Below are 12,706 nucleotides of genomic sequence, written 5' to 3'. Positions count from 1 at the left end.
TTAACTGCACTCGAGCTGGTGCCTCTTGGCGAGAATACCACTCCTAGTATACGAAGGTGGTGTATTCAGAGCGGCCCGCGTAGAAGACCTGAAAGAGGCCGTTTACATGCTAGTGTCCACCATACCAGTGGGGAAGGTCGCAACGTACAAGTGCATCGCAGACCTCCTTGGCGTCAGCCCCCGGCTGGTGGCCCTCGTCCTCAAGGAGAACAAGCAACCGGTTGTAGTCCCCTGCCACCGTGTGGTGATGTCTAGTCTCAGAGTAGGCGGCTACAGTATGGGGGGGAGTAGGGTCAAGGAGAGGCTCTTGTCCTTAGAAGGTGTCGCGGTGAGGGCTGGCAGGGTCTCCGAGAGGGACGTCTTAGACGAGTGTAGAGATGGGGGGCCTAGGGAGAGGCGAAAATCTTGAAGCCCAGGGGGCCGATGACCTGCCCCGGCTCGCTGGAGACTACTTCCCGTAGGCCTTCGATGGCGGCGCAACGGGAGGCTTCCACCGGCTCGCTACCGGCGTTGAAAAGGCCGACCACCCTCCTCTTAAGCCATCTCTCGACCACGACCACGTCGTCGTGGCACAGCCTCACACTGGCGAAGCCGTGTCTGAGCTCCTCGAGACCCTTGTACAGGTCTATGAAAGTCTTGTAGGCCTCGTAAAGCTCGAGGTCCCACTCTTTGCTATCCCACGGCATGGGCCTTCTGTTGTCGGGGTCGTCTCCACCCTCCAGCCCGACTTCGTCCCCGTAGAACACCGCCGGGGAGCCAGGGAGCGTGAAATTGAGCGCTATTAGTAGCTTCAGGAGCCTCTTGTCGCCTTTAACGAGCGTCTTAACCCTCGGAGTGTCGTGGGAGCCGAGTAGGTTGTAGAGGGAGAAGAGCTGGGGGTAGGGGTGGTTGGCTATCTGGAGGTTTATCATCTCGACTGCCTGCCTCACCTCCGTCTTTTTGAGGGCTATAGAAGAGACCAGCCAGTACCTCAGCCAGTAGTTCATGTAGGAGTCCATGTATTCCCTGTAGAGGAACGGGTAGTCGCATACCTCGCCTAGGATTAGGAAGTCGTCGCTCAGCTCCTTGACTCTACGGTAGTAGTTCCAGAGCCAGTCCTCCTTAATACCGTGGGCTACGTCTATCCTGAAGCCCGCGACCCCTCTCTCCATCCACGCCTTCGCAACCCCGACGAAGTAGTCCAGGGTCTCCGGGTTCTCGTGGTTGATCTTCGGCATCAGCCAGTTGGAGAAGAAAGACTCGTAGAAGGGGGTGGTCAGTGCCCTCCTACGAAGGTACTCCCTGAGCGCGAAGACGTCGCAGTCTCTCAACATCCTTACGACTCCTTGGTCGACGTACTTCGACGGGTCGTCGAGGAAGTTGTACCACTCCCAGTACCTCGACGCCCTCCCGTGCTCGAGAGCGTCTACGAAGAACGGGTGGCAGGCGCCCGTGTGGTGTAGTGTGATGTCGAGCACGAGCTTCAGCCCGCGTTTCTCGAGTTCCCTGACCAGCTCGTTGAATACGGAGATGTCGCCCAGGTACTTGTCCACGGACAAGTAGTCTCTCACATCGTACCTGTGGTAAGTCCCAGCGGGGTATATCGGCGTAAGGTAGACAGCTTCGACCCCGAGCCTCACTAAGTGGTCTACTTTGGCTAAGACCCCCTTCAGGTCGCCCCCGTAGTACCCGTGCTCCCTCGGCGCCACCCGCTTTATCTTGACGGGCGGGTCGTTGCTGGGGTCGCCGTTGTAGAAGGAGTCGACGAATATCTGGTAGTAGACCGTGCCCATGAACCACTTGGGCTTGTCGAAGCCCGGTACTTCGCGTCTAAGGGTCTTGATCGGGCGGACCCCTCTACCCACCCCGTTGAAGCCGTACTCTAGGCACTCACCCTCAGCACAGACCTGGAAGTGGTACGAGAACATCTCGCCCAGGCGTTCCTCCGGGACAACAAACTCGAAGACCCTCTCCAGAGGGAGCTCGTGGACAGCCGTCGGCCCTACATCCCCTCCCCCCGCGTGCAGCCAGGCCGCCTCGACCCGCTTGCCCGTCCTAAGCCTGAAAACCACGTACCCCGAGAAACGGTGTAGGTACGCTGGGTCCTTCTCGTCGTGGATAACGTATTCGAAAGGGCCTTCTGGAACGGTTAGGTCGAGGAGGCTGCCCCTAATCCCCGGCTTCTCGGGGTGCATTATGTTCGGGAGAACAGCCGTCCTCTCGTTCTCCTCGTCTAAGATAGGCGACGGGGCGTTGTCGGCTTGGAACCAGTAAGCGTAAGCGCCGGGGTAGAGGTTGAGTCTTGCGTGCCCCTCCTCCCCGGTTTTAGCCAGTCTCTTAAAGCCCGGAAACCAGCTAGTGAAATTGCCCACGAGGTACATCCTCTTAGCTCCCCGCCTCCACTTGGTCCTGAAAAAGACCTCGAACTCCTTCGGCCTCCCGCCTTCGATGACCCTCCTCCCCACGACCTTGTACAAGCCCACGCACCACCGGAAGAAGCGCTTTAAAAACGCCGCGACCGTTAATGAAGTCGGTAAATGGTTAATCAGACCACCACAAAATAGTTTTACGGTGCTGTACGGATCCGTCTCTACGAAGGGAGTGTTGTCCTTGGAGTACACGGTGATCTACGATGACTTGCCCAGTTTTATCGAAGGCTGTGCTAGAGACTTCGGGCTCTCAGTCCACATCTCGCTGGGGGGCTTAAGCCTACTCTTCGACACGGGGAGTAGAGCCGATGTCTTGCTGAACAACGCGAGGGCGGCTGGCCTCGACCTGTCCGAGGTCCGCTTAGTAGTGGTCAGCCACCCCCACCCAGACCACACGGGGGGCCTGAAAGTGCTCGCCACAAGCGAGCCCACCGTGTACATCCCGCACGGACAGCACAAGGGGCTACAGGAGTGGCTCGGCTCGATCGGCCTCAAGGACGTTGTAGTCGTGAAGGGGATAAGAGAGTTGTACAGGGGCGTCTACGTTATCCCCTTCCCCGAATCCCAGATATCCGAGCAGGCGCTACTCGTAGAGTCGGGCAGTGGCTACACCATGTTCGTGGGCTGCAGCCACCCCGGCGTTCACTACATGGTGGGTAAGGCTGTCGAGGGAGGGTTCAAGGTCGAGAGGGTTGTCGGCGGGCTACACCTCTCGGGGCAGCCCGAGTACAAGGCGAGGGCCACTGTAATGGAGCTAAAACGGCTCGGCGTGAAGGAGTTGCTCCCCCTCCACTGCAGTGGAGACCTGGTACTCCAGTACGCCAGTCTTCTCGGGATGCTACGCGATAGGCCCTATCTGTGCAGGACCTACCGCGCATGAAGTGTGGTTTAAAGGCTCCCAAAGCGTAGGCTGAGTCAGATGGGGAGGAAACCCTTTCCTAGAGACAGGGAGTCGATGAAGAGAGTGGCCAGGGCCGACAAATAACGTTGTTCAAGGCGGTCTGTCGAGTAGGCTCTCGATGAACGCTCTGTAGTTTTCATCGAGTTCCCCCTCGTACGACACCTGTGTGGCCCCGTCGCGCAGCACAAGCCTCACCCTAGTCGACCCCGCCTCTAGCAGGTCCGTGTCGTGCGTTACCACGACAATGTGCGCCTTCTGCTCCTCGTCGAGCTTGTTTAAGAGTTCCCTGAGCCTAGCCACCAGTTCTCTACTTAGGCCTATCGTCGGCTCGTCCAACAACAGCGTTGAGTCCTTGAGCCGCGGGCTAATAGCCCTCAGGGCCTGGTTCACGGCCAGCCTGAGAGCCAGCGACGCCACCGACTGCTGCCCTCCACTAGGTAGGACTACCGGCCCCCTCCCCTTCTCGGTAGCGTAGTAGAAGCGGATCTCGTAGTCTCGGCCCAGCTCTATGCTGAGAGATTTGTCCGGCGCTAGCATGGTGAATATCGTGGTGAAGCTCTCGGAGACAAACTTGAAGGTCTCCTGCGCCAGCACTCTACTGACCTCGTCGACCATATCGGCCACCTTCTTGACGACCTCTCTACTGTTCACCAGCTTGTTGAGCTCTGAGCGCAGCGACTTCAGCTTCTCCTCTAGCACCTGGATCTTCTGGAGCTGGTCGTTCAGCGTCCTCAACTCCCCCTCCAGCTCCGAGAGCCTGCTGCTCATAGCTTTCTCGGCCTCCCGTAGCCTGCTCAACTCGTTCTTCAGGCTGGCGTACTTCTCCTTCTTCTCCCTCAGCGAGACCTCGAGCGACTCTACCTCTTGCTGCATCCGCTTGATGGCCTCCTCGTTCGAGGCGACCTCGGCAGCCCTCTCCACCAGGTTCTTCAACTCCAGTAGGAGCTTCTCCGCCTCCCGGACGCGGTCCTTCGCCCCAACCAGGTCCGCGAGCTCCGCCTGTACTCTATCGATCTCGGACCTTAGCCGGGACCTCTCCTCTCTAACTATCCCGCGTTTCCTCCGCGCCTCCTCCAGTTCCTCTCTTATCTTCTCGGCTCTCTCCCTTAGCTCCGCCAACAGCCTGAACCCGTGCTCGTGGGGTATCTTCTGGCCACACACGGGGCAGATTCCCTTCTTAACGATCCCCTCCTTCTCCCTGTAATCGCTCTCGACCTCGCTCAACCTCCTCTCGAGCATCGCGATTTCGGCGTCGAGCCTGTTCTCCTCTGCTATCAAATCCTTCTCCCTGGTTATGAGGGCGTTGAGTCTCTCCCTCAGCTCCGACTCCCTCTGCTGGATCGCGCGGACCTCCTCCTCGACCTTCATAGTCGCCTCCTCCAAGTTGTCTAGGGCGACCCCGAGGCCCTGCGTGTAAGTCGCCAACTTGGACTTAACAGCGTTGACCTTGTCTCTTAGAAGCCTGGTCTCCTGCTGCAGCCTGGAGATCACGCCCCTCTTCTCCTGTATGACGGAGTTTATCTTGAGGATGTCGTTGTTGAGGTCCTCGAGCTCCTTCTCGGCCCCCTCTCTAGTGGAAACCACCTTCTCGAGCTCTCTCCTTACCCTGGCCTTCTCCTCCTCTATCTTCTTGACTCTGGACTGGAGACCCTGCTTGTCGAGGCTCCTCAACGTGTCCTCTAGTCTCGAGAGCTCTAGCTGGACTCCTCTGACCTTCTCCCCGATGGCGTCGATCACTTTGGCCACGTTAGCCCTAAAGTCGGTGTATCGCGATAGCCCGAGCGCTATCTCTATGACCTCCCGCCTCTTGGACGGCTCGAGTTCGAGTATGCTCGTCAAGTTGAACTGTGGGGAGTAGATGATGTTCGTGAACACCTCGGGTCTCTGCCTGCCGCTTTTCTCTACGAGCCCGAGTAGACCCCGGAGCTTCTCGACGTAGTCGCCCGAGCTGAGCCTAAGCTTGAGGACGGGCTTTACTTGTAACCCGCCTTCTTCGGGTAGCTCGTACGCGTAGATCGCGTTACCGCTGTTAACCACCCTATCGCCCTCCCTCTGTAGAGCCCGCTCTAGGATGAACAGCCTTTTCCCCTGCCTGACCAGGACCCTGATGACGCCTCTGGACTCCCCCGTCCTGAGGAGGTGCCTCGGCTGCGGCGTGGCGAAGGCGTCGGCGTACTCCACCCGACCCGCTGCCGGTGTCTCGAAAGCGTACGCGATGGACATGAGGATGCTCGTCTTCCCCGACCCGACCTCCCCCTGGATGACCGTTATGCCTTTCAGCGGGAAGACGATCAGCCCCTTACGGAAGCTCCTGATGTTCTCCAGGTAGACGCCCAGGATCCTCAAGACTCTTCTTCCTCGGCGAGCATCTTGTAGACCTTTTCGTCTAAGACGGGGCGGGCCGGCTCTCTACGGCTCGAGAATATCAGGTCCTCCTCGAAGTCGCCGGGCAGGTAGACCGGTAAAGGTCTTCTGATTGGGATGTCGACGGAGTACAGGTAAGCCTCCCTCTCGCCCAGGAGAGGCAGAGTCTCCTTGGGTATGCCTATGCTCTTAAAGAACTCCAGGTCCGGCTCGTGGCTCGTGCGCATCGCGATAATGGTGTTGAAGTTGGAGAGGATCTGCCTATCCATCATCGTGGCCATTTGCGTTATGGCCACTATGCCTATGTTGAATTTCCTGCCCTCTCTCGCTATCCTGGCAAACGGGTTGTACACCGACTTTACTTTTTCGCTACTCAGGTATAGCGGCGCCTCCTCGGATACGAGCGCTACGGGGGGCAAGGTCGCTGCTGCGGCTGGGCCCTTCCGCATTCTCTCCTCGAGGATCCTCCGCGCGAGAGCCAGCGCCACTACATCCCCCTCCCTAGTAGTAATCCTCGAGAGGTCCACGACGAACAGCCTCCCGTCGTCTAGGTGGGAGGCCAGGTCGCTCAACGACATCCCCGGGTCATGTGTGACAGGTATTTGACTAGCTTTCGCAATCAGTTCTTCTCTAGCGCGGGAGTCGAGTCCGGAGGGGATGAACTTGTACGGCCCGGTGTTCGGAGGAGACTTCGAGCCCTTGAGCCTAGTAAGAGCTTCGAGGAGGACGTAGAGGATCGCCACCACACTCTCCGGCTCCTTTAGCGGCTCGACGGTCTTGAAGACGCTTGACGAGTCGTCTACAACGTGAACGTACCTTCTGCTACCCTTAGCATCGACGTAGACTTTAGGCCGGGTCCGTATGTTGAGCGTCTCCGTTATCTCCCTCTTCATCTTCCTCAAGACTTGAATACTCTGGAACCCCTTGTCTAGGAGGTACTCGTGGAAGCCGTACTTCACTCCCGTCTCCACCTTCATGGCGGCCTCTGCTCTAATGGCGTTATCGAACAACAGCAAGTATAACGAGAAGAGGTGCCCCTTGGGTATGATCTCGTCCCCCGTTTGCGTGACCAGGTGTTGGCATAGTGAACTGCTCAGCAAACTTCCACGACACGCCTCGAGCACGACAATGGAGAGGGCCTCGAGCAACTCCTCCAGTTGGGCAGAATCGTCCTCGCCGAGGTTCATTGCCGTAGTAATGTCGTCTACTTCGATGTCAGCCAGGGATATCGGGGTTCTCCTGACACCCAGCGCTGTGTTCCCGGCCGTGTAGTCGAGGACGATGGTGTCTACCACCACGTTCTTCCATGTGCTGACGACCTCCAGGGACCTCTTGAAGTCAACGCCCCCGGTGAGGCCGGAGTACTCGCCGTGTCTATCGAGTACCACCCAGCTGATAGGGCGGTCCGAGTAGGCGGTCGCCGAGACCACGATACCCTTCACGCCACTAGTTTTACCGGCCCCGGTCTGGCCCGATACGAGGATGTGTTTTGGAATCATTTTGTCTATCGGGAGCCTGATCTTCGAGGACAGGAAGTACGTTCTGTCCCTGAGCTTCACGTGCGTCGCGTGCCCAGCTCTGAGGTAGCATGCCGGCACTCCTTCACTGACCGCTTCGCCGATCTTACTCATGATACTCGAGCTTGTCGCGTCCAGCGGGTCTACCTTGAAGACCGGGCTGCCCGGCCTCGGCAGTGAGGAGGAGGCGTAAAGCACTCCCTCGTCCTCGTTGTACTCGAGGAAGGGTTCTGCGAGCCCCGTCTGCGTGTACGAGTCCGATATTAAGGCCGAGGAGTGCAACGCCTCTATCGCGGGTACTACGGCCTCCATCCAGCTGTTCAGAGACGTTAATTGGAGGATGGCTTTCCTAGCCCCCTGGTTTACGTAGTAGAAGTCGCCTATGGCCGGGCTGAAGTCCCTGGCGAACTGTATGACTACTCTGTTTTCCCTCCAGCCCGCTATGAAGCCAGCCGTGCTCAAGTACGCCCCCTCACGTAACCCAGTCTCTTCTCGAAGCCCGGCCTGAAAAACTCTGCTAGGGGGTGGTATTTACCGCCGGTTTGCTCGATGATGGACACCAGCATTCTAGGTTCGAATTTGTTGGTGATGTACTCCTTCTTCAACCTCACTAGTGCGTCGACTTCCAAGAACCCTAGTGGAGGATACCCGGGCGCCCGCGTGAGCCTCGCAAAGATAGACTCGACGGCTGTCGACAGCCTACCAGACGAGTCCCCAACAACCCCCTCGTTTACAGCGTAGGCTTGCCTTATGTCTATTAGGGGGCCTCGAGTATAGAGTCCAAACATGAAGACGTTCACTCCGTCAACGGTAACGGGCGTCCTTAAAGCGTGGATAGTGTAGTCGTCGCTGTGGAAGACAGGGGGGTTCACTATATTGAGAAGGTGCTCAGTGAAACTTTTCGACCTCGCGCCTAAATCACGTAGAAACTTCGCCGCCCTCTCCACGCTCTCGAGGCTTATTGAGCCGTAGCCTCCCCCTACGGTGCTCAGCAACGCCCTGCTCCTCGCGATGACCGTGAACTTCGTGGTTTTCGCTATGCCGTAGATTCTCCAGAGGTAGCGGCTCAGGATCTCCTCTCTACTAACCCCCGAGAGTATGCTGGCAATATCTAGCCCGTCGAACCCAAGCCACGCCCGTAATTTAACCGCGCCAAACCACCGAATCAATGTTCCGTCCAGTACGCATATTGAGTCTTTGATTGTACTAAGCACCTTGACACAGTACGAGAGTTCAACGAGGGATATTAAGTAGTTAGCGACACGCCTAAAGTACTTAACACCCACTTCCCAGAAATCTAGACCGCCTCTGAGGAACCCGCTATAGCCGCGTGTTACTAGGCTGGTCAAGCTCTTCGAGACAACCTCGGCTCGCGACGTGTCCACGAGGAGAGAGTTGTCGTCCAGAGGGTGTATTGTTACCTTGAAGCCGTCGGAAGTTATAGAAGCGTACAGGATGTACCCCTCGACCTCAGGACCCCCGGCTCTATGCCCGAAGTATTCTATCTTCTCACCGTTCCTGAGCACCCCACCAACGTTCATCAGCACCAAGTAGAAGCTGTCCGTCGAGTAGGACTTGCCAGTGTGGCCCGAGTCGACGAAGACTACGGTCTGGTCGACCCCGCCCCTGAACGGGGTGGGCACGTAGAACGACCTGAAGAAATCGTCACGGACACGGAAGACCTCTACCTTGCCGAGGTTTCTGTAGTCCTCGAGCATCAGCCTCACAACGGCCTTCAATTTGTCGCTCAGCTCATCCCTCCTGCCCGACACCGCTGACCGCCTCGACTACGTCTTCAACTAGCTCGTCCAGGGGGGCTCCCCTGGAGACCATGTCGATCAGCTCCTGCACTCTCTCTGGTGTCAGTTTTAAGCCGTACTTGGGGAGGAGCTGGGCGATGAGCCTCTTCTCGCTCTCGATCAAGTCCGCGACCTGGACTATGCTCGGGAGGGTGAAGGGGGCAGCGTCGTCTACGCCCCTAGTCCTGAAGTACGCAAAGGCGCCTTCTCTCTCGGCTGTGCTCCTCAGCCTGTTTAGGATATTGCTGTCCGTGCCCTTGCTCACAGAGACTACCACGACCCGCCACCTCCCCTTGAGCCTCCCCAGCGCCTCGGCCAGCCTGCTCTGGGCATTCGCAAGGTCGACCCTCTCGGGTAGCTCGACGTACTCCACGTCGGGCGTGTTTGAGAGCTCCACAGCCTCGTAGACTGGAGGCTCCTTGTCGAGGTCGACTACGAGGACCCTCCTCCTGAATCCTTTGTTTCTGAGGAAGAACGTGTCCAGTAGGTCGTTCGAGTCGTAGCCGACGGGGGCACCGGGGTAGGCGGCCTTGACCTGGCCCCGCCTTTCTAGGGGTACTGGGTAGTGGACGTGCCCTAGGGCGAAGTACCTGGCCTGCGGGAACAGCTGAGCGACGTCCCCCCAGGCTATAGACTTGAGTCCGCTCAGCCTAGGGACTAGCTCGCCAACCCGGGCTCCCCCTATGTCCACGATGCTGTGGAGCAGGACTACCGTGGGCTTACTCGACGCGCCGAGAACTCTAACCCTCCTAGAGCCAACGTAGTCTACCTCGGCGGAGTTCTTCAAGCCAGGTAAGGCTATGAACGCTAGGTCGCCGAGCTCCAGCAGTTTAGTCTCGATGGCGTCGCCTACCCTGACGCGCGGCTTCGACAGCAGCTCCGCCCTCTCGAATACCTCTAGGACGCCGTTCTCGTCCAAGTGGTAGTCGTGGTTACCCGGCGAGACGACCACTCTTACCCCTCCTCTCCTCAACTCCCTGAAGACGTCGATGGAGCTGAGTATGGTCTCCGTGTCCAGCCTGTTGAGGCTATTCGCGTCAAAAAGGTCGCCGGCTACGACCAGGTAGTCGCAGGACTTAGCCGTGGCAACCTCGGCGATCTCCCTGAGAGACTCCAGGAACACCCTCCTGAAAACAGGGCTCTCGGAGAAGAGTCGCGACCCTAAGTGCAGGTCAGACGTGTGTAGAACTCGCAAATAACCGGCCCCTACTAGGTTCCATAAGTTGAGTGAGCCTATAAAAGGCGTAGTGCAACCTGCCCAGTAGGGATGTTGCTAGGAGGAGCCGGCTTATCCCCAGTTTGAGCACCAGGCCTAAACCAGGGCTGCACCCAGACTGGGAAGACAAAAGCACCAGACCCGCTAGCCCGGTTCACCCGGGTTAGCGAACCTGGCACCTTGCCCTCCCAGTCTAGGTTTCACCCTAGCCTAGACCTAGTACCCAAACCTGGTGTAGACCCGGCAAGTAATACTCTCTCCTCTCTCCCCTATAACTATTTTGCATATAATACGCTAAAGGCCTGCCCCCGTCCTTAAATACTTTTTGATCATGTGCTTGAGGACGGCTTACTCTTGTTGACTGTTACCTGTTAATCCCCCGATGGGAGTTTTAAGGTTTACGAGCTCGAGGTACGGGGAGATCAGGGATACACCCCTCTTCTTGGCCTCCTCGATCGCCGTCGGGTGGAGGTATAGTCCGTACATCACGAGAACCGAGTCGCCCGCGCACCCGTTGTGCCCCAGGATCTTCTGCGCCTTCTCGTAGAACAGCCTTACGTCCTCGCCGTGGATCCTGGCCTTGGCCTCCCCAACTACCACGACAGTCTCGCCCTCCGCCGCCCTCTTGCCCAGCCCGTAGATGTCCACCTCTACTGTCTTGCCGTCCAGCTCGAAGAACCTCCTCTCGAGGCTTTCAACCGAGACGCCCATCTTGGTGAACAGGATGCTGGGTAGGACGCTCCGGGCTATGTCCTCGACTATGTGGCCGAACGACTCGGAGAGCTTGTAGACCTCCCTCTGGAGGCTCTCGAGCCCAGACGACAGCTTCGATATATCGGCCTTCATGTCCATTGTCGCCTTGCTCAGCGCGTCGAGCCTGCCGGATATCTCGTCGACCTTCAACTTGAGCTCCTGTATCTCCCGTGCCAGAGGGTACCCCGCCTCACCCTCGACGGGCTCGCTTGGCACCTAGTTCCCCTTGGTTGAAGTCGCATGGGATCCTCTTAAAGAAGGAGGCACCTGTAGTGCGACCCTGGAACTAGGAGTTGCCTTACGAGCCGTTCTCGCCACACGGTGGTATCGCAGGTTCTATCGGGCGGTGCCAACGTGTTGATCTATACTCGGGCACAAGAGTATAACCTGGCTAAAGGCCTGATCAGCGAGGCCGGCTAGAGACCTTTCTCCGGGCTCGCTGTGTCCCTTGGTGGACTACTAACGGCGATGCACGTGTCGAAGGGGTTCGTGGGCTTAAACCTTCAGACCTTTAGATGAGAGCGAGATTCGGGGCCAACGGGTCAAGAGTGTGTTTGGTCGGTTCTTCGGTACACGCATCGAGCTCCTCGGGGCTAGGACGGCAAACGGGTGTAGCTCGGGACACACCCCCAGCGGCAACATCCAAACAGCCGTGTCGAGCACCTTACTCGTTGTCCCGACCCTGCTTGGTTATTGGGTCGTGCTATACGGGTTGCACAGGCTTAGGATTAACGAGCAGTGTATCCAATAAACCCCAAGATGTATACTTTGTTTCCCCATACGATTACTCGACGGCCAGCATTAAAGGTTCCAGCGGTGGCAAATCGGTCGACAAAGCACGTTGAGGTTCAAGAGTTTTAAACGTAGACGAGAGCGGGTCCTGAGCAGACAGGTGGTGCCTACCTCTCCAGCTCCTCTACTTGCCTGTACCACGGCTTTGAAGTACCGATCTTAGACCTCTTAATCCAAGCCTTGCTCTTGGGCGTAGACTCGACCTTGTTGACAAGGGAATTGACCCTGCTCAGCACCAGTTCGACTACGTCTTTTGTCAACGCCCCCTCGGCGAGCTTGTTCATGAGCATGTCTTTCAGCCTGACCAGGTTCATCATGGCGTCGTACCAGAAGCCCCAGTCATCCGAGAGGACGGAGGCTATGAGGTCGTCGTCGACGCACTCTCTACTCTTAGACCCCTCGAGGCTGCACAGGTTGTGGGAGTAGAGCAGGACTGCGAGGTCGACCAGGTCCTTCCAGTTGATCTCGTGTATCTGGAGCTTTTCCAGCACGAGGTGTGCCAGGGAGATGGTGGGGTAGTCGAGCTCGAGCAACCCCTTACCGGGCTTGTTGCCGAAGTCTATGTCGTGGCTGAACTCGAGTTTGTCGAAGAATACGTCAACGTGGTAGAGGTCTTGAGGGTGGTAGTAGACGAGCCTCTTGCCGGCGAACAGGGCCTTCACGTAAGGGTCGTACTTAAACTTGAGCTCCTTCTCGAAGAGGTCGATTATCTCCTTCCTCTGCTTGCTGTACCCTATCAAGTCGAGGTCTGTGAAGACGAGCCCCTCCCCCTTGAATCTCCCCAGCTTCTCGTACAGGCTGACCGCGCCCGGTCTGTCGACTGAGTGGATGTACACTCCTAGAGCCCCCAGTATTCTGAGCACGACGCCTCTCTCCGAGGCCTTCGAGACTATCCCAACCGCCTCCTTGACGAACTCGTCGGCGTTCAGAGCGACGCGCTTCGAGGACAAGGCTGT

At 57.8% G+C, this 12,706-nt stretch carries 9 protein-coding genes; 2 read left to right on the top strand and 7 right to left on the bottom strand.

The window, feature by feature from the left end; genetic code table 11:
• Nucleotides 1–25 precede the first annotated feature (25 nt).
• Nucleotides 26–409, top strand: a complete 384-nt coding sequence (locus WLZ34_RS05620) for an MGMT family protein (RefSeq protein ID WP_434731075.1) — start codon at nt 26–28, stop codon at nt 407–409.
• On the opposite strand, the gene WLZ34_RS05615 is transcribed toward WLZ34_RS05620, so the two are convergent.
• Entirely contained in the window at nt 387–2,462 is a 2,076-nt protein-coding gene (locus WLZ34_RS05615; RefSeq protein ID WP_434731074.1) for a glycoside hydrolase family 13 protein, read from the bottom strand. The genes WLZ34_RS05620 and WLZ34_RS05615 overlap by 23 nt on opposite strands.
• An 88-nt stretch (nt 2,463–2,550) precedes the next feature.
• Here WLZ34_RS05615 and WLZ34_RS05610 point away from each other — a divergent pair, with 88 nt between their 5' ends.
• The gene (locus WLZ34_RS05610) at nt 2,551–3,288 is read left to right on the top strand and encodes an MBL fold metallo-hydrolase (protein WP_434731073.1); all 738 of its coding nucleotides are present in this window, start codon (nt 2,551–2,553) and stop codon (nt 3,286–3,288) included.
• Nucleotides 3,289–3,399: 111 nt separating this feature from the next.
• On the opposite strand, the gene WLZ34_RS05605 is transcribed toward WLZ34_RS05610, so the two are convergent.
• The 6 genes from WLZ34_RS05605 to WLZ34_RS05580 all read right to left on the bottom strand — a co-directional run bounded on the left by WLZ34_RS05605 (nt 3,400) and on the right by WLZ34_RS05580 (nt 12,700).
• Nucleotides 3,400–5,655, bottom strand: coding sequence for a hypothetical protein (locus WLZ34_RS05605; protein WP_434731072.1), 2,256 nt, complete (start codon nt 5,653–5,655; stop codon nt 3,400–3,402).
• A complete protein-coding gene (locus tag WLZ34_RS05600; RefSeq protein WP_434731071.1) occupies nt 5,652–7,652 on the bottom strand; it encodes an ATP-binding protein in 2,001 nt (666 codons plus the stop codon). Before WLZ34_RS05600 ends, WLZ34_RS05605 begins: the two co-directional genes overlap by 4 nt.
• Nucleotides 7,649–8,962 carry a hypothetical protein gene (locus WLZ34_RS05595; RefSeq protein WP_434731070.1) on the bottom strand — a complete coding sequence of 438 codons (1,314 nt, stop codon included), beginning with the start codon at nt 8,960–8,962 and terminating at the stop codon, nt 7,649–7,651. The genes WLZ34_RS05600 and WLZ34_RS05595 overlap by 4 nt, the downstream gene beginning before the upstream one ends.
• Complete coding sequence (locus tag WLZ34_RS05590; protein ID WP_434731069.1) at nt 8,943–10,184, bottom strand: metallophosphoesterase family protein; 1,242 nt, start codon at nt 10,182–10,184, stop codon at nt 8,943–8,945. The genes WLZ34_RS05595 and WLZ34_RS05590 overlap by 20 nt, the downstream gene beginning before the upstream one ends.
• A 369-nt stretch (nt 10,185–10,553) precedes the next feature.
• Entirely contained in the window at nt 10,554–11,174 is a 621-nt protein-coding gene (locus WLZ34_RS05585; RefSeq protein ID WP_434731068.1) for a hypothetical protein, read from the bottom strand.
• Between the two features lie 683 nt (nt 11,175–11,857).
• Nucleotides 11,858–12,700 carry a hypothetical protein gene (locus WLZ34_RS05580; protein ID WP_434731067.1) on the bottom strand — a complete coding sequence of 281 codons (843 nt, stop codon included), beginning with the start codon at nt 12,698–12,700 and terminating at the stop codon, nt 11,858–11,860.
• Between the last annotated feature and the right edge of the window lie 6 nt (nt 12,701–12,706).

Origin of the sequence: Thermogladius sp. KZ2Tp1, assembly GCF_051131135.1 — an archaeon.
In the GTDB taxonomy this organism is placed as follows: Archaea; Thermoproteota; Thermoprotei_A; order Sulfolobales; family Desulfurococcaceae; genus Thermogladius.
The sequence above is the reverse complement of the archived record's forward strand: the minus strand, read 5'-3'. Positions and strand labels throughout refer to the sequence as shown.